16 protein-coding genes, 1 other RNA gene and 1 pseudogene are annotated in these 18,506 nt (G+C 42.7%); 15 read left to right on the plus strand and 3 right to left on the minus strand.

Annotated elements, in window-relative coordinates:
* The first annotated feature begins 109 nt into the window (after positions 1 to 109).
* Together mhpT and NI464_RS04405 are read left to right on the plus strand one after the other, a co-directional pair.
* Positions 110 to 1,319: pseudogene (gene mhpT, locus NI464_RS04400) on the plus strand (3-(3-hydroxy-phenyl)propionate transporter MhpT).
* A gap of 133 nt (positions 1,320 to 1,452) precedes the next feature.
* Positions 1,453 to 1,779: a hypothetical protein gene (locus NI464_RS04405; protein WP_004279890.1), complete on the plus strand. Its 327-nt coding sequence runs from the start codon at positions 1,453 to 1,455 to the stop codon at positions 1,777 to 1,779.
* Between the two features lie 49 nt (positions 1,780 to 1,828).
* On the opposite strand, the gene glnG is transcribed toward NI464_RS04405, so the two are convergent.
* Positions 1,829 to 3,304 carry a nitrogen regulation protein NR(I) gene (gene glnG, locus NI464_RS04410; protein WP_004279889.1) on the minus strand — a complete coding sequence of 492 codons (1,476 nt, stop codon included), beginning with the start codon at positions 3,302 to 3,304 and terminating at the stop codon, positions 1,829 to 1,831.
* Entirely contained in the window at positions 3,291 to 4,400 is a 1,110-nt protein-coding gene (gene glnL, locus NI464_RS04415; RefSeq protein WP_005107202.1) for a nitrogen regulation protein NR(II), read from the minus strand. The genes glnG and glnL overlap by 14 nt, the downstream gene beginning before the upstream one ends.
* Positions 4,401 to 4,741: 341 nt before the next feature.
* Here glnL and rimO point away from each other — a divergent pair, with 341 nt between their 5' ends.
* From rimO to lpxA, 12 genes are all read left to right on the plus strand, one after another.
* On the plus strand, positions 4,742 to 6,085 hold the full coding sequence (rimO, locus tag NI464_RS04420) for a 30S ribosomal protein S12 methylthiotransferase RimO (protein ID WP_005107200.1): 1,344 nt from the start codon (positions 4,742 to 4,744) through the stop codon (positions 6,083 to 6,085).
* A gap of 46 nt (positions 6,086 to 6,131) precedes the next feature.
* Positions 6,132 to 6,860, plus strand: coding sequence for a UMP kinase (gene pyrH / locus NI464_RS04425; protein WP_004279886.1), 729 nt, complete (start codon positions 6,132 to 6,134; stop codon positions 6,858 to 6,860).
* A gap of 80 nt (positions 6,861 to 6,940) precedes the next feature.
* Entirely contained in the window at positions 6,941 to 7,495 is a 555-nt protein-coding gene (frr, locus tag NI464_RS04430; RefSeq protein ID WP_004279885.1) for a ribosome recycling factor, read from the plus strand.
* Positions 7,496 to 7,502: 7 nt separating this feature from the next.
* The gene (gene uppS, locus NI464_RS04435) at positions 7,503 to 8,255 is read left to right on the plus strand and encodes a polyprenyl diphosphate synthase (protein WP_253137839.1); all 753 of its coding nucleotides are present in this window, start codon (positions 7,503 to 7,505) and stop codon (positions 8,253 to 8,255) included.
* 3 nt (positions 8,256 to 8,258) lie between these two features.
* Complete coding sequence (locus tag NI464_RS04440; protein WP_004279883.1) at positions 8,259 to 9,083, plus strand: phosphatidate cytidylyltransferase; 825 nt, start codon at positions 8,259 to 8,261, stop codon at positions 9,081 to 9,083.
* Positions 9,084 to 10,280 (plus strand): 1-deoxy-D-xylulose-5-phosphate reductoisomerase, encoded by a 1,197-nt coding sequence (ispC, locus tag NI464_RS04445; protein ID WP_004279882.1) that lies wholly within the window; start codon positions 9,084 to 9,086, stop codon positions 10,278 to 10,280.
* A gap of 3 nt (positions 10,281 to 10,283) precedes the next feature.
* A complete protein-coding gene (rseP, locus tag NI464_RS04450) occupies positions 10,284 to 11,639 on the plus strand; it encodes an RIP metalloprotease RseP (protein WP_085064675.1) in 1,356 nt (451 codons plus the stop codon).
* Positions 11,640 to 11,678: 39 nt separating this feature from the next.
* Complete coding sequence (gene bamA, locus NI464_RS04455) at positions 11,679 to 14,189, plus strand: outer membrane protein assembly factor BamA (protein WP_213687181.1); 2,511 nt, start codon at positions 11,679 to 11,681, stop codon at positions 14,187 to 14,189.
* Between the two features lie 80 nt (positions 14,190 to 14,269).
* A complete protein-coding gene (locus NI464_RS04460; RefSeq protein WP_253137840.1) occupies positions 14,270 to 14,767 on the plus strand; it encodes an OmpH/Skp family outer membrane protein in 498 nt (165 codons plus the stop codon).
* 3 nt (positions 14,768 to 14,770) lie between these two features.
* The gene (lpxD, locus tag NI464_RS04465; protein WP_253137841.1) at positions 14,771 to 15,841 is read left to right on the plus strand and encodes a UDP-3-O-(3-hydroxymyristoyl)glucosamine N-acyltransferase; all 1,071 of its coding nucleotides are present in this window, start codon (positions 14,771 to 14,773) and stop codon (positions 15,839 to 15,841) included.
* A gap of 5 nt (positions 15,842 to 15,846) precedes the next feature.
* Complete coding sequence (fabZ, locus tag NI464_RS04470; RefSeq protein ID WP_026055766.1) at positions 15,847 to 16,332, plus strand: 3-hydroxyacyl-ACP dehydratase FabZ; 486 nt, start codon at positions 15,847 to 15,849, stop codon at positions 16,330 to 16,332.
* Complete coding sequence (gene lpxA / locus NI464_RS04475) at positions 16,329 to 17,117, plus strand: acyl-ACP--UDP-N-acetylglucosamine O-acyltransferase (RefSeq protein ID WP_219309549.1); 789 nt, start codon at positions 16,329 to 16,331, stop codon at positions 17,115 to 17,117. Before fabZ ends, lpxA begins: the two co-directional genes overlap by 4 nt.
* Positions 17,118 to 17,177: 60 nt before the next feature.
* On the opposite strand, the gene NI464_RS04480 is transcribed toward lpxA, so the two are convergent.
* Entirely contained in the window at positions 17,178 to 17,975 is a 798-nt protein-coding gene (locus NI464_RS04480; RefSeq protein ID WP_253113360.1) for a tol-pal system YbgF family protein, read from the minus strand.
* A gap of 293 nt (positions 17,976 to 18,268) precedes the next feature.
* Between NI464_RS04480 and ffs the strand changes: the two genes are divergently transcribed.
* An RNA gene (ffs, locus tag NI464_RS04485) (signal recognition particle sRNA small type) lies at positions 18,269 to 18,365 on the plus strand.
* Positions 18,366 to 18,506 lie beyond the last annotated feature (141 nt).

Here is an 18,506-nt window from a genome sequence, read left to right on the forward strand (position 1 = left end):
CTTAAACCCGACTATTGTCGTGCTATTTCTCTATTAAGATTAGGTTAAGAATAATGCAACGGATCGTCAGACTATTAAACGGTTTGTGAATTATTGATGGAGATCAGTCATGGCACAGTCATACAGCGAAAAAGCCCAAAAAATATTAACGATATTCTTATGTTTCTGGGTCGCATTTTTTGAAGGTTTTGACCTTCAAGCTCCCGGGATTGCGGCGAAAGGAATTGCAGCAAGCTTTGGTTTAGATCAAATCCAAATGGGCTATGTATTTAGTCTGGGTGTCTTTGGAATGCTGTTTGGCGCATTCTTTGGTGGACGTATTGCAGATTATCTAGGACAAAAGAAAGTCCTGATGCTTTCTGTGACTATTTTTGGTCTGTTCATGTCGTTGACTGCAATTGCGCCAAGCATCGAAGTTTTATATGCAGCGCGTTTCTTTACTGGTTTGGGTTTAGGTGCGGCAATGCCAACCATGATTTCAGTCGTCGGTGATGAAGCCACCGAAGCCAACCGTGGCAAGCTAAATAGTCTGATGTATTGTGGTTTGCCGGTAGGGACGATCTTTGTTGCTGGTCTGGCTATGCTGCTTCCGGAGATTCAATGGCAAACCTTATTCCTGATTGGGGGATTAACGCCTTTAGCACTGATTCCATTGATGGCGTTTATTCTTAAAGATAAGCCTAAAGTGAATGCGGAGGTACAAGTCTCTGGCGAAGCTGTGCCGGGCATGGCTGAAGTTTTGTTCAAGCAGCGCCAGTATAAAAATACAGTACCTCTTTGGGTTGGTTTCTTTTTTACCTTGATGATTAATTATATTTTGATTAGCTGGTTGCCAAATTTACTTATGGAACAAGGTTTGCAGAAACAACAGGCATTTTTGGTGATGTTGGTGTTCCAGGTGGGCGCTGTCATTGGAACCCTAAGCCTGGGTTATTTACTGGACCGTTTAAAGCTCTGGCAAATGGCGACTATCATTTATAGTGGCTTGTTTGTTGCCTTGGTATTGCTATTCACCACAACTTCTATTCCGTTATTAATTTTGGCGGGAGTCATGGGGGGTATTTTCTCTACAGGTGGCCAATCTATTCTGTATGGGATCTCACCAATTTTTTATTCAGGCGCAGGTAAAGTCACCGGTGTGGGTAGTGCGATCTCTCTAGGACGTTTAGGGGCGATGACTGGACCATTATTAACTGGAAAAATTCTGGCATTAGGTTTGGGAACGACGGGCATTCTTGTGGCAAGTTTGCCCGCAGTGGTCGTATGTATCGGCAGTAGCTGTCACCGCACTATCACGTTATAAGGCTGCTCATAAGTAATTGATCATTGATATCTGTCAATACAAAAAGGGAATCTGAAGATTCCTTTTTTTATCGTCGAGGTTTTTAATTGAATAAAGTCAGTCCATAAAATTTGCTAAAATATACGGATAGTAAACAGATTGATTTTTATATGGCTTATCAACTTATTCCACTCTCGATTCAGGCCACTGATAATATTGCCTGTCCACATTGTCAGCACAACGTGATTGATTGGGCAGAAGAGCAGTATGTGCAACCTTGTGAACATACCCTGTTTATTGCCATGGATATTGGCTTTGAATATATGACGGATGAATTCGAGCACAGCATGCCGCGTTCTGTAGATGATCTGCATGCCAATGATGATCAGGTGAATATGCTGGATGAAATCACCCAAGCGACTTATTCAAATTATCTGATATATAAGTCTGATCTGGGCATAGATGGGTATTTCCGCTATGTGGGTTTTACTGCATAAATCATCATCAATAAAAAAGCGCCAATCGGCGCTTTTTTATATGGAAAGATTAACTTTCTATTTCTTCTTCGATTTCATCATCCGTAGTATCCATGCCAAGTTCTTTAAGCTTGCGCGTTAAAGTATTGCGACCCCAACCTAAAAGTTCTGCGGCATGACGTTTACGGCCACGGGTTTGTTGCAAGGCTGCATTAATCAAGGTGCGTTCAAACATCGGCGTCGCAACATCCAGAAGTTTCATTTCACCATTTTTGAGTTTCTGCATCGCCCATTGACCCAGCAATTCATCCCAGTGATGCGGTGCGATCTGGTTCAGCGTTGGAATTGGCGCACCCGGATCCTGCTGATGAATTGGAATCTGTTTCAGCTCAGGTGGCAAGTCTTCAGGATAGACTTCACGACCTGTGATCATGACAGTCAGCCAGCGACAGGTATTTTCAAGTTGACGCACATTACCTTGCCATGGCAATTTCTGCATATATTCTTGGGTTTCAGGACGTAATATCTTTGGATTGACCCCAAGTTCTTTACCGGCACGTGCCAGAAAATGCTGCGCCAGCATCGGAATATCTTCACTGCGATGTGCCAGTTTTGGAATATGAATACGAATTACATTCAGGCGGTGATATAAGTCTTCACGGAAACGACCATCATGGACCAGTTTTTCCAAATCCTGATGTGTTGCAGCCACGATACGCACATCGACCTTAACCGGAATATGACCGCCAACTCGGTAGAACTCTCCATCGGCTAGGACACGCAATAAACGGGTCTGGGTCTCAAATGGCATATCGCCAATTTCATCTAAAAACAGCGTACCGCCATTTGCCTGTTCAAAACGACCTTGGCGCTGGGTATTAGCACCGGTAAATGCACCTTTCTCATGGCCGAAAAGTTCAGTTTCGATCAGGTCTTTTGGAATCGCCGCCATATTGAGGGCAATAAAAGGTTTTGAGCTGCGTGGTGAATGACGATGCAGGGCATGCGCTACCAGTTCTTTACCTGTACCAGACTCACCATTAATCAACACGGTAATATGCGATTGTGATAAACGGCCAATGGCACGAAACACTTCCTGCATGGCAGGCGATTCACCAATAATTTCGGTAGATTGAATTGGTGGAGCCGCTTTTGCTGATTCTTGTTGCTGTAGCTTGGTGATATGTAAAATTGCACGATTTACCAGCGCCAGTGCTTCATCAATATCAAAAGGCTTAGGCAGATATTCAAAAGCACCAGTTTGATAGCTAGAAACAGCCGATTCTAAGTCTGAATGCGCCGTCATAATAATGACAGGTAGGTCAGGATAACTGTGTTTAACCTTGCCCAGGAAGGTAAGTCCATCAATACCCGGCATGCGGATATCGGTCAAAATCACATCGGGTGCTTCCAGACTCAGTTGGTCTAGTGCAGATTGTGCTTCTTCAAAACTGGTCACATCCAGACCTTCCTCTTTAAAGGTCTTTTCCAGTACCCAGCGCATGGCGCGATCGTCATCAATCACCCATATTTTATTTCGCGACATGATTCGACTCCCAAGGTAAATATAAGCTAAAGACGGTTTTTCCAGCCACGGACTGACACTCGATCATGCCGTTGTGCTGATGAATAATATTTTGAGCAATACTGAGGCCCAGTCCGGTCCCTTTGGCGCGGCTGGTGACCAGCGGATAAAACACCGATTCGATAATCTCTTCCGGCACACCTGGACCGTTGTCTTCAATATCAATCCTTACTACAGAGCGGTGAATCACCCCGTTAATGGTAAAGAGACGCTGAATCCGGGTTCTTAAAATCAGTTCCGGTTGATGTTCGACAAAGAACTCCTTGTTCTCGGTCATGGCCTGTACGGCATTGGCGCAAATATTCAAAATGACCTGAATCAATTGGTCGCGGTCTGCCAGAACTTCCGGTAAGGACAGGTCGTAATCCCGGGTAATCTTGATTTTCTTTTTGGTCTGATTGGCAATCAGTGAACGCACCCGTTCCAGAGGTTCATGCACATTGACCAGTTCATAGCTCGGAAGCTGGCGTGAACCGAGCATGGTATCGGCCAGATTTCTGAGTCGATCCACTTCGCTAATAATAATGTCGGTAAATTCTTTGTATTGTGGATCATTCAAACTGCGTGCCAGGAGTTGAGTCGCCCCGCGAATGCCACCCAAGGGATTCTTGATTTCATGCGCAACACCGCGAATCAGCTGACGGGCTACCTGATGCTGTTGCAGCAGATTTTCTTCACGAGAGATTTTTAACATGCGATCGCGAGGATTGAGTTCGATGAGCAGTAGCGGATGATAAGGTTTGCCCAGATTTAGCTGAGAAACAGTGTAGTCAACATGAATGTCTTTAAAGTTGACCAGAATAGTGGCTTCGCGGCGTGTATAAGGCTGTCCCGTAGTTAAAGTATTATTCAGGGCTTCTTCGGTATTAAACTCATCTGTCGGGTTTTGCAAAATATTGAGCACGGATGTGCCGCTCGCGCGGAATAAGCTCACATCAAATAAGGCTTCACAGGCAGAATTCAGATAATAAATATTAAGATCGCGGTCTATCAATAAGATACACGTGGTCATATTGTCCACTAAAGCACGATAGTCGATCGGAATAATTTGATCCATTCGCGGGTTTGTTCCTGTATTAAAATGGCGCAATGGCATCTTCATAAAGCAATTTAATCAATTTTAAGTTCTGATTTGATGCAAGATGCACGCCAACTTTTATGACGAGAGATTATTTATTGCGATGAAATGCAGAAATGTGACAGAGCAACACAATTCATCTTAGATATAGCGGATTAAATTGAGGCTGTAAATCTAAAATGATTCATTTTGGTGCATTGGTAAGTATGTTGAATATTTTATGGCAATATTTTAGTGCATGATGCAAAGAGTCAGGTTTTCAACTATTTTTATGATGCGAAAAGACATACAATACGCGCATTCTAGTAGAGCGAAAATTCATGAAGTCCCCCAAAGTCGGTTTTGTATCTTTAGGTTGTCCTAAGGCATTGGTAGATTCTGAACGTATTTTAACCCAGTTAAAGACTGAAGGTTATGACGTCGCTTCGGATTATGACGGTGCTGATTTAGTTGTAGTAAATACCTGTGGTTTCATTGAATCCGCAGTGCAAGAATCGCTAGATGCGATTGGTGAGGCGATGAGCGCGAATGGTCGCGTGATCGTAACAGGTTGTCTAGGTAAAGACGAAGACAAGATTCGCCAAATGCATCCCAATGTCCTGAAAGTGACAGGTGCAGCGGCATATAAAGAAGTTATGGATGCGGTTCATCAATACGTGCCTGAGCCGCCAAAACACAATCCATTTATTGATCTGGTTCCAGAGCAAGGCATCCGCCTGACGCCAAAACACTATGCTTATCTGAAAATATCTGAAGGCTGCAACCATCGTTGTACTTTCTGTATTATTCCAAGCATGCGTGGCGATCTGGTTTCACGTCCAGTCGGTTCTGTGCTTGATGAAGCTGCAGCGCTGAAACGTGCCGGTGTAAAAGAAGTACTCGTCATCTCCCAGGATACTTCTGCTTATGGCTTGGACACGAAATACAAGCTGGATTTCTGGAATGGCCAGCCGGTTAAAACCAAATTCTATGACATGTGTGAAGCATTAGGTCAGTTGGGAATCTGGGTGCGTTTGCATTATGTTTACCCGTATCCGCATGTAGATGCAGTAATTGACCTGATGGCACAAGGCAAAATCCTGCCTTATCTGGATATTCCATTCCAGCATGCAAGTCCAAAAATTCTCAAACTGATGAAACGACCTGCGCACAGTGAAAATACACTGGAGCGTTTGAAAATCTGGCGCGAGAAATGTCCTGATCTGGTACTCCGTTCCACATTTGTGGTGGGCTTCCCGGGTGAAACCGAAGAAGACTTCCAGATGTTACTAGACTGGTTGAAAGAAGCCCAACTGGATCGTGTGGGATGTTTCACCTATTCGCCAGTTGAAGGTGCGACAGCAAATGATTTGCCAGATCACGTTCCTGAAGAAATTAAACAAGAGCGTTATGAGCGTTTCATGCAGGTTCAGCAAGAAATCTCAGCAGCCAAACTCCAAAAACGTATCGGTCAGACCATGACTGTGCTGGTAGATGACCTGGAAGATGAATTCCCGGTAGCGGTTGCGCGTTCTTATGCAGATGCACCTGAAATTGATGGCAATGTTTTTGTTGAAGATATCGATAAAAGCGTCATTAAGGCAGGGGATTTACTTGAAGTCGAGATTACCGATGCAGATGAATACGATCTGTATGCAAAACTCATTTCAATCAAGTCTGCTTAAGATTTTGAATTAAAAAAATTTAAATTGAATACTTTGGAGTTTGATGATGTTGGATTCTAAAAAGCCACGCTTTGGTCGCATCCTGTTAAAGCTTTCTGGTGAGGCGCTGGCAGGCAATAAAGACATGGGGATCGATGCACAAGTGCTCGATCAGATGTCACTTTCTATTGCGCACCTCGTGGGTTTAGGCGTACAAGTAGGTATTGTTGTGGGTGGTGGTAACCTGTATCGCGGTAGCCAGCTACAAAAAGATGGTCTAGTTGGTCGTGTAACTGGCGACCAGATGGGTATGCTAGCAACAGTCATGAACGGTTTGGCACTTCGCGACGCTTTGGTGCGCCGTAATATTAAAACCCGTTTAATGTCTGCATTGCCAATTGGTGCCGTGGTTGAGTCTTACTCAAGCCGCGATGCAATCCGTCACCTGACTCAGGGTGAAGTGTGTGTATTCGTGGCAGGTACAGGTAATCCGTTCTTTACGACAGATACAGCTGCCTGTTTACGTGGTATTGAAATCGAATCAGACTTGATCTTGAAAGCGACCAAAGTTGATGGCGTATATAATAAAGATCCAAGCAAATATGATGATGCGGTTAAATATGACACATTGACTTTTGACCAAGTTCTGGACGAAAAGCTGGGTGTGATGGACTTAACTGCAATCTGTTTATGTCGTGATCACAATGTGCCGCTACAAGTATTCGATATGAATAAATCTGGCGCATTGCTTTCCGTTGTGATGGGTGAAAAAGAAGGGACTCACGTTACCAATTAATGACGTGAGCACCAAAGCACTTTATACTACACGCTAATTTAGTAATAACCTCTTTTCAAGAATTAAGTAAGGAAGATCATATGATTAACGATCTTAAAAAAGACAGCGAAGACCGTATGAACAAAACTCTAGAATCTCTAGAGCATGGTTTTGCAAAAGTTCGTACCGGTCGTGCGCATCCATCAATTTTAAATAACGTGATGGTTTCTTACTATGGTTCAGACGTTCCATTGAACCAGGTGGCAAACGTAGGTGTTGAAGATTCACGTACTTTGTTAATCCAGCCTTTCGAACGTTCAATGGTTTCTGCAATTGATAAAGCGATACGTGAATCTGATTTGGGTCTAAACCCAATTACAGCAGATGCGATTCGCGTACCGATGGCTGCGTTGACTGAAGAAACGCGTCGTGACATGCAAAAAGTTGCGCGTAATGAAGCAGAAAATGCCAAAGTAGCGATCCGTAACATTCGTCGTGATGTATTGGGCGATATCAAAGCTTTGTTGAAAGAAAAAGAAATTTCTGAAGATGAAGAGCGTCGTGCTGCTGACGAAATCCAGAAAATTACCGACAAATTTGTTGCTGAAGTTGACAAGCGCTTGGCTGCGAAAGAAGCTGAATTGATGAAGGTCTAATTCATCGATGACCGTTGCTGAAGAAAATCCCCGTCTTCCGAAACATGTTGCCATCATCATGGATGGCAACAATCGTTTTGCCAAAAAAAATCAGATGCAAAAAGGTGATGGACACCGTGAAGGAAAAACGGTTCTGGATCCGATTGTTGAACACTGTAAAAAAAGAAATATCCAGGCTTTAACTGTATTTGCCTTTTCAAGTGAAAACTGGAATCGTCCACAGTTTGAAGTTAAATTGCTCATGAAATTGCTGGTTGATACCATTCATGAACAATTGCCCCGCATGGAAAAATTCAATATTGCCTTACGCTTTATCGGTGATCGCAGCCGTTTGTCCCCAGAATTACAGGGACTTATGTTGCATGCCGAAGAAAGGACTGCTAATTTCAATAGTATGACACTCACTATTGCAATCAGTTATGGTGGTATGTGGGATATGGCACAAGCTGCACAGCGAATTGCCAGCGATGTTTTAACAAATAAATTAGATCTTGATGCAATTAATACTGATGTATTTGGTCAATATGTCAGCCTCAGTGATTTACCTGCAGTTGATCTGCTGATTCGTACGGGTGGAGATTTCCGTCTTTCGAATTTCCTGTTGTGGCAGGCAGCCTATGCAGAGCTTTATTTCACTGAGACGCTATGGCCAGAATTTACCGTTGAAGAACTTGATGATGCACTTGCCGTATTTGGTGGGCGTGAACGTCGTTTTGGTAAAACATCAGAACAGATTCATCAGGAAAAACTTGAGAATTAATACATGTTTGAGCGGATTATAACCGCATTGGTGTTGGTAGCAGTGGTACTGAGCTGTATGTTTGCTACCGAATCACATTATCCAATGTTTGTATTGATGGTTCTTGCTGCTGGGGTGGCCGGCTATGAGTGGTTCAAACTCATGCCGCGAAAATTTAAACATGTCATCAAACCTGTTGCTTGGGGATATGGAGTGCTCACTGCGGCACTTTCAGCTTTGGCATTGTATTTTGCCGAAGTTGCCTTATTGTTATGGGTAGCTTCTATAATTACCTGGTTGCTCAGTATTTACTGGGTTAAAACCTATCCTGAATATGATGGCTGGTACAACGCCAGCCTGCACGGAATCGGCGTAGTTCTGATCTCTGCTGCGGTTACTGCAATTTTCTCTGTCTGGCAAAGTTCACCGTGGTGGCTGATGTACCTGTTTTTACTGGTATGGGGCGCAGATAGTGGTGCATATTTTGTGGGTCGTAAATTTGGCAAGAAAAAGCTGGCGCCGAATGTTAGTCCTAATAAATCCGTAGAAGGGCTGTATGGCGGTATCGTTACTTCAATGCTGATCGTGACGGCAGTTGCCTTGCTTTATCTGGATATGACTTGGCCAGAACTGATTTTATTTCTGATTCTATCTGTCGTTACAGTATTTAGTTCGGTACTGGGTGACCTGTTTGAATCCATGATCAAACGTCGTGCCGGTATTAAGGATTCAGGTCGAATTTTGCCAGGACATGGCGGAGTACTGGATCGTATTGATTCTTTGCTTGCTGCAGCTCCAATCTTTGCAGCAGGTATGGCTGTTTTAAAACTTATTGGTGTAGATTTATAAATGTCACAAGCAGTTTGTATACTGGGTGCTACAGGTTCCATTGGTCAAAGTACTTTAAAAATCTTGCAGCGACATCCTGAAGCATACTCGGTTTTTGCTGTGACCGCGCAAAGTCGTATTGATGAGCTGGTCGAAATTTGCCAGCAATACCGTCCTAAAGTGGCGGTGGTACCGGCTGAAAAAGTAGATGAACTTTCAAAACTACTTCAGCAACATCATTTATCTGATATTGAAATTCTGCAAGATGAAGCCGGTTTAATTGCTGTGGCTGAACACGCGGATGTTGATATCGTCATGGCGGCAATCGTTGGTGCAGCAGGCTTGTTGCCGACACTGGCTGCAGTGAAAGCGGGTAAGCGCGTACTGCTGGCCAATAAAGAAGCTTTGGTGATGTCAGGTGACATCATGATGCAGGCAGCGCGCGATCATGGGGCATTACTGCTTCCCGTGGATTCCGAACACAATGCGATTTTCCAATGTCTGCCACAGCATTATTTTGAAGCAGAGCGTCATGGCAAGCCCAAACTGGGTGTGTCCCAGATTCTACTGACCGCTTCAGGTGGCCCATTTCTGAACCACAGCATGCAGCAACTTGAAGAGGTCACACCTGCCCAAGCTTGCAAGCATCCTAACTGGTCCATGGGTCAAAAAATTTCAGTCGATTCTGCTACCTTAATGAATAAAGGTTTAGAATTGATCGAAGCCTGTCATTTGTTTGCAGTTCAAGAACAATTTGTTACAGTTGTTGTGCATCCACAGAGTATTATTCACTCCATGGTTCAATACGTTGATGGTTCGACTTTGGCACAAATGGGTAATCCGGATATGGGCACGCCTATTGCACATGCATTGGCATGGCCTGAGCGTATCAGTACGCATGTGGCACCACTGGATCTGTTTATGCATTCACAACTTAATTTTCAAGAACCGGACATGCTCCGTTTCCCTGCATTAAAATTGGCCCGTCAGGCCATGCAGAGTGGCGGAATTGCACCTACGATTTTAAATGCGGCCAATGAAATTGCAGTTGCTGCATTTTTAAATCAACAGATCAGATTTACCCAAATTCCTCAGGTAGCTGAGCACGTCCTGAATCAGATGGACAATCAACCTGCACATGATCTGGAGGCTATCTTGCAAGCAGATCAAATGGCACGAGGTTTATCACAGCAATACGTTGTGAATAAAGGAAGTTAAGATATGAATGCCTTGTTTATGATTGCCGCTGCAATTCTCTTACTCGGTCCCTTAATTGCGATTCACGAGTTCGGTCACTATATTGTGGCGCGTAAACTGGGCGTTAAAGTATTGGTCTATTCGATTGGATTTGGGCCAACATTATTAAAATGGACCTCGAAAAAATCCGGAATTCAGTATCAGTTGTCTGCCTTACCTTTGGGTGGCTATGTCAAGATGCTGGATGAGCGTGAAGGTAATGTCGCTGAAGAGGACTTACCCAAAGCTTTCAATCGTCAGCATCCGTGGAAGCGGATTGCCATCGTGGCAGCGGGTCCATTCATCAACCTGATTTTTGCAGTTCTTCTATTTTGGGTGTTATTTTTACCAGCTCAAGAACAGCTCAATACCCGGGTAGGCAAAGTTTTACCAAATACACCTGCTGCAACAGTACAAATGCAGCCGGGCGACAAAATTATAGCTGTGGATGGTACTCAGGTAGAAACTTGGGAAAAACTCAGTTATGCCTTGGTGGATCGTGTTGGTGAAACTGGCGTGGTTTCTATTCAGGCAGATCGTGCTGGTGAAAACAAACTGTTCCAGTTGCCGATTCAAAACTATTTAAAAGATCAAAGTCAATCGCCACTTGAAAGTTTGGGTTTCTTGCCTTATCGGCCAGAAATTCCGGCTGTAATTAGCAAACTGAGTGAAGATGGTGCAGCCATCCGTCAAGGTTTGAAAGAAGGTGACAAGATTCTGGCTATTGACGGCGTTCAGATGAAAGACTGGTTTGATGTGGTGCAGGTGGTACAGGCATCTCCAGAAAAATTACTCAAAATGGATGTTTTACGCGAAAATAAGGTGGTTCAGCTAGAAGTCATGCCGCAAGGCAAACGTGACAATATGGGCAATGTGACCGGTATGCTGGGTGTACACAGTGATCCGGGTAAAATGACCATTCCTGCAGAATATAAACAGACCATTCATTACACGCCAGGTGAAGCGTTGGTAATGGCATTTGATAAAACAGCACATTTATCTTCGATGATTCTGAACTCGATTGTCAAAATGGTACGCGGTCTGATTGGTCTGGATAATTTATCAGGTCCAATTACCATTGCCAAAGTGGCAGGACAAAGCGCAGAAATGGGCTGGGAAACTTTTATTTCCTTTATGGCGCTAATGAGTGTAAGTTTAGGAATATTAAATCTACTGCCTATTCCAATGCTTGATGGCGGACATCTGGTTTACTATTTTGTTGAATTAATTCGTGGTAAACCTGTTTCCGAACAAATACAATTGGTTGGGTTAAAAATTGGTATGGTACTGCTCGGCAGTATGATGCTTCTGGCATTATTTAATGATTTTATGCGTTTATAACAACGTAAATGGAATAAATTAACAGCGGAAAAGACTGGCATGCAGCACACACATTTATTTATGCCTCTGGCACTCGTTAGTGCAATGGCAGTAGCACAACAAGTATATGCAGCAGATGAATTCATTGTACAAGATATAAAATTTGATGGATTAGTACGTTTAACTCCTGACAATGTGTATGGCCTAGTGCCAATTAACAGTGGTGATCGGGTCAATGATCCAATCATTGCCAATGCAATTCGTAGCATGTATGCATCAGGCCTATTTGATGACATTAAAGCCGTGCAGCAAGGCAATACTTTGGTTTTCCAAGTTGTTGAACGCCCGGTCATTTCAAAAATCGAATTGAAAGGCAATAAGTTGATTCCTAAGGAAGCACTTGAGGAAGGCCTGAAAAAAATGGGTCTGGCTGAAGGTGAAGTGCTGAAAAAATCAGCGCTGCAAACTATTGAAACTGAACTTGAACAGCAATACATGCAGCAAGGTCGTTATGATGCCGATATTACGGTCACCACGACGCCTCGACCAAATAACCGTGTTGAATTGCTAATTGATTTTATTGAAGGTAAAGCGGCCAAAGTTTTTGATATCAATATTATCGGGAATACCGTATTTAAAGAATCTGATATCAAGCAGGCCTTTGCAGTAAAAGAAAGTGGCTGGAGTTCAGTCATTTCGCGTAATGACCGTTATGCACGTGAAAAGATGGCGGCAAGTCTTGAAGCTTTGCGTGCCATGTATCTGAATCGCGGTTACATCAACTTTAATATTACCAATTCCAGCCTTAATTTGAGTGAAGATAAAAAGAATGTTTTTATCGAAGTTTCTGTGGATGAAGGCGAGCAATTTAAATTTGGTCAAACCAAATACTTAGGTGATGCGCTTTATAAGACTGAAGAATTACAGGCTTTACAAATCTTCAAAGAAGGCGAAATTTATTCGCAGGAAAAAGTTAACGCGGTTAAGCAATTATTGCAGCGTAAGTATGGTAATGCAGGCTATTACTATGCAGAAGTCAACATCGTTCCTCAAATTAACAACGAAACCAAACTGGTTGATCTAAATTACTATATTAATCCAGGTCAGCAAGTCACAGTACGACGTATTAATTTTACTGGTAATACGAAAACTGCAGATGAAGTACTACGTCGTGAAATGCGCCAAATGGAAGGTGCGCTTGCCAGTAATGAAAAAATTGACCTGTCTAAGGTTCGTCTGGAACGTACCGGTTTCTTTAAAACTGTCGATATCAAACCTGCACGTATTCCAGGTGCACCAGATCAGGTAGACTTGAATGTTGCCGTTGAAGAGCAGCATTCAGGGACCAGTACTCTTGCAGTTGGCTTCTCGCAAAGCGGTGGTGTAACTTTCCAGGCTGGTTTAAGCCAGACCAACTTCCTGGGCACTGGTAATAGCGTCTCAATCGATTTGTCGCGTTCTGAAACTCAAGATTATTATAACTTGAGCGTGATGGACCCGTACTTCACCATTGATGGTGTGCGTCGCGGCTATAACATGTATTACCGTAAAACCAAGCTGGATGATGACTATAACGTCAACAACTATGTAACGGACAGTTTTGGTGGTGGGATTAACTTTGGTTATCCAATTGATGAAAATCAGAGTGTTAGCCTAGGCCTGAACATTGATCAGACCGATGTGACCACTGGTCCATATGTTTCTACGTATGTTGCTGATTATTTGGAACGTAATGGCGGAAAAGAAACAAAAAGTGGTGAGTATTGTCCTCAAGCATTAGTTCCAATTAAAGATTCTGCTGGGAATGTTACTGGTTACCAGCCTTGCCCTAATCCAGTTCCATATGGTCAAGAATTCCAGGGTGATTTTTTGACTTATAACCTTAATTTAGGTTGGTCTTATAATACCTTAAATAGACCGATGTTCCCGACAACGGGTATGTCACATCGTGTCAATGCTGAAATTGCCTTGCCAGGTAGTGATGTCGAGTATCAAAAAGTCACTTATGACGCTCAGGCATTTTTCCCATTAGGCAAAGATTTTGTCCTGCGCGGTTATGGTAAGTTGGGTTATGGTAATGACTTGCCATTCTACAAGAATTTCTATGCAGGTGGTTTTGGTTCGGTTCGTGGTTATGAAAATAGTACATTAGGTCCTAAATATCCAGGTGTATATTTCTCTGATACAGGTCAAACGGATCCTTCTCCTGAGGAAGTAGGTGGTAATGCACTAATTCAATTTGGTACCGAATTAGTGCTTCCAGTACCATTTAAAGGGGATTGGGCACGTCAGGTTCGTCCAGTCATCTTTGCTGAAGGTGCACAAGTGTTTGATACCCAATGTGATGTATCAAATGAAAATATTTTCGTTAATGGCACTTCAGTAAATGGAAAGCAGTATTGTAAAGATAATTTCGGTTTCGATGCAGATAATATGCGCTATAGCGTGGGTGCAGGTTTCACCTGGATCACCATGATTGGACCATTATCACTTAGCTATGCTTATCCGTTGAATAAAAAAGACGGTGATGATACTAAAAACATCCAGTTCGAAATTGGACGTACTTTCTAAAATCGTTTTGACCTAGAAACTAAATTTTGCTCATAAAACCTTCAGGTTTTGTGAGCAAATTTTTTTGAATGAGTAAGAATATGAAAAAAATGATTATGGCAATGAGCCTGGCTTTGGCAAGTGTTGCTCCTTTGACTCAAGCGGCTAGTATGGGGGTAATTGACTTGGAGCGTGTGGTTGAAGGTAGTACTTATCTGAAACAACAAAACACGATATTCCAGCAAAAAATTCAGCCACAAACAACTAAGATTGAGCAACTCAGCAAAGAGCTGGAAACTTTGCAGCAACGTGCTCAATCCAATACCAAGCTCAGTGAGACTGAAAAACAGAAAATGTCTGCGCAATATCAGGCTAAGTTGCAAGAATTGAATCAGTTACAACAATCTGTACAGACAAATGTCCAAAGCTCGATTCAGCAGATCCGGACTGTATTTGATGCACGTGTAAAGCAAATTGCTGAACAATTGCGTAGAGAAAACAACCTCGATGTGGTTTTAAATAAAAATTCAGCACTTGCTTATGATGCTAAATATGATTTAACTGATAAAATGATTCAAAAGGTTAATGCAATTAAATAATCAATGAATCATCAACAGCTTCAGTTAGCTGATCTCGCTCGCCTGGTTCAGGGCGAGTGCATAGGTCAGGCAGATTTACGTTTGAGCGCTTTGGCCAGTCTTGAACAGGCAACCTCACACGATCTGGCATTTGTGAATGCCGATAAATATGTAGAGCAGGCCAATCAAAGTCAGGCAGGTGCTTTAATTGTCACGGCTGAACTAAAACAACAGATAACTTCACATCAAAACTTTATTGTTGTGGCAAATCCCTATCTGGCTTTCGCGATTCTGACGCATGTATTTGAGAAAAAACATCGCCAGCGTGGTATTGAAAGTACTGCTCAAATTCACCCGTCAGCAGTGATTGCGGACGATGCTTATATTGGTCATTATGTGGTGATTGGTGAGCATTGTGTCGTGGGTGCGAATACGATTGTTCAGGCGCATGTGCAGATCGATGATGATGTCGAAATCGGTCAGGACTGTTTTATTGACTCACATGTGACCCTCACCGGCGCAGCGAAAATTGGTAATCGGGTGCGTATTCATGCCAATACCGTGATTGGCAGCGAAGGGTTTGGTTTTGCACCTTATCAGGGTAAATGGCACCGTATTGCGCAATTAGGTTCTGTACGCATTGAGGATGATGTGCGTATTGGGTCAAATTGTAGCGTAGACCGTGGTGCGCTGGATGATACGATTTTGCAACAGGGTGTTATTATTGATAATCTTGTGCAAATCGCGCATAACGTTAAAATTGGTGCACATACCGCAATTGCTGCAAAAACTGCCGTTGCAGGAAGTGTTTCAATTGGCAAAAACTGTATCATTGGTGGTGCCTCTGCGATTTCTGGACACTTGAATATTGCCGATAATGTGACGTTGACCGGAATGTCAATGGTCACAAATAATATTTCTGAAGCTGGAAAATATTCATCCGGGATTGGTCTGTTTGAAAACCAGAAATGGAAACGTACCGTGGTTCGCCTCAGACAATTAGCAGATGTGCCATTGACCCAGGTGATCAAACGACTAGATCATATGCAATCTCAGATTGAGTCCATTGAATCAACATTTAAGTTGCGTAAATAATTATGATGACAGAGTCGAATTTGCCTACATTCACGAAGCCTGAATTGCCAATGAATATTCAAAAGATTCGTGAATATTTGCCCCATCGCTATCCATTTTTATTGGTTGATCGCGTCGTCGAAATTACCGATAATGGCATTGTTGGTTATAAAAACGTCTCAATTAATGAAGAGTTTTTACAAGGCCATTTTCCGAATTATCCAATTATGCCGGGTGTACTGATTGTTGAAGCGCTGGCACAAATCTCTGGAATTCTGGGTTTTGTGATGAATAATGAAGTTCCAAGTGAGGGTTCTTTGTTCCTGTTTGCCGGTGCGGAAAAAGTTAGATTTAAAAAACAGGTGGTTGCAGGTGACCAATTGGTTTTAAAATCTGAATTAGTGATGCAAAAGCGGGGCATTTACAAATATAATTGTATTGCCACAGTAGATGGCGTCGTCGCAACAACTGCGGAAATTATGGTTTCGCATCAAAAAGTCGAGCAGGCATGAGCAATAATCCCCTTATTCATCCAACTGCCATTATTGACCCGTCAGCAGTCATTGCTGCTGATGTAGAAATTGGCCCATATTGTATTATCGGGCCAAATGTCACTATTGGTGCGGGTAGCAAACTTTATTCACACGTGGTGGTGGGTGGCTATACGCGTATAGGTGAATATAATGAAATTTTCCAGTTCGCCAGTGTAGGCGAGGTGTGTCAGGATCTTAAGTATGCCGGTGAAGAAACCTGGCTTGAGATTGGCGATCACAACAAGATTCGTGAGCATTGCAGTCTGCATCGTGGCACGGTTCAGGACCAGAGTCTAACCAAGATCGGTAGTCATAACCTGCTCATGGTCAATACTCATATTGCACATGACTGTATGGTCGGGGATTATAATATCTTTGCCAATAACGTCGGTGTGGCTGGACATGTGCATGTTGGAGACTACGTTGTCATTGGCGGAAACTCGGGCATTCATCAGTTCTGTAAGATTGATTCTTATAGCATGATTGGTGGTGCATCCCTGATTCTGAAAGATGTACCGGCCTATGTCATGGTTTCAGGTAATCCTGCGCATGCATTTGCCATGAACATTGAAGGTATGCGTCGTAAAGGCTGGTCGAAGACCGTGATTAGCGGTTTACGTGATGCCTTTAAACTGATTTATAAATCAGGTTTAACGACTCAGGAAGCAATCGAGCAGATCCGTACAGGAATTTTGCCTGAAGTGGCTGAGGTACAGCGTTTAATCGATTCTCTTGAACAGTCGAAACGTGGTATTGTGCGCTAAAAGTTTAATATAATAAAAAAGACACCTGAAGGTGTCTTTTTTATTTTGGGAATTTCTATTTTACTTAAGAAATTTAATTTCCTCAGCTTTCGGATAATTCTTCAATAGCTTTGTTTTGTATTGCGAAGCAAGCGTAGCATTCTTTTCAACATCTTTGCTGATGTTATAAAGCTGATACAGGGCAGTGGAGGCTTTCGCAGAATTTGGATAGCGGTCAACGACAATCAGATAATTGCGTTTCGCTTCATCAAATTTTGGTGGGTCAATCGCCAGATTGAATTCCGCTAACCAGAAATAAGCATTGCTGATATAAACGCTATTCGGATTGTTTTTAATAAAGTTTTGCATCGGTGCAATGGCTTTGGCTGCACCGCCATTTTTATAAGCATCTAAAGCCACGGTATAAGCTGCTTTTTCAAGATCAGCAGGTTGCTGTCCGCTGCTTGCTGTATTGACCTTATTTGTGTTTAGGCTGGGTGCAGTATCCTGTGGGTTTTCCTCCGTTGGATTGTCCTCAGCAGGTTCAATTTTTTGCTGTAACAGTTCAAGGCGCTGATCAAGATCGGCATAACGATTGGTCAGTTCATTTTTGAGCCGTTCAATCTCATTTTCCTGTTCTTCCATTTTACCGCGCAAAATCCGCAGGTCATTCTCGAGCTGCTGGTTCTTTTGCATGATTTGCCAGCTGGTATTGGTTTGAACGGCTGGAGTTGCACCAGCCGCAATTGCCGCTGGAGTATTCACTGCGGTCTGATTCGTAGCTTGGCTCAAGCCGCGCGATTCAATCGGAATATTGGCAAATAGAGGCATGGTAAAGAGTGCTGTCACTGCACACAATACGGTCTTTTTAAACATCATAAAATTTCCATAATTCTTTGTGAGATGCGGATCCGCTGCTCATCTTTTCAAAGTAGATCATTCATATACATTGCACACATTAAAAACGGCATTTTTAGAAAATGCAACAAGGTTTTACAAAGATCATGTGAATCTGAGTGTTGATGGATTGATTGTGAAGATCCCTTAAAAATCAGCAGAAATATCAATATTGTTTTTAAAATAATCAAACGGATAGCTTGAAGGATGATTTTAGGAAACAAGGCTTGCAACTTGATTAAAAATCTCTATACTCTGTTTTGTAATGGTAGCCCTGCTGGTTACTTCGCAATTGTACTCTATGAACCCCGCCAGGACCGGAAGGTAGCAACGGTAATAGAACTATGATGTGCCGGAGCTTTGCTGGTAGGGTTGCCACCATATTCTTATTATTATAATAACAATGCAAATTCGCAGTTTTCTATTCTCAAATATTATTCCTTTTTCAATGTCGTCAAATAGCGCTATCTTATTATTTTAATGATTAAATCATCATTATCTTTTGCCGTGCTT

The sequence above is a fragment of the Acinetobacter lwoffii genome (assembly GCF_024129685.1).
GTDB lineage: Bacteria > Pseudomonadota > Gammaproteobacteria > Pseudomonadales > Moraxellaceae > Acinetobacter > Acinetobacter lwoffii_X.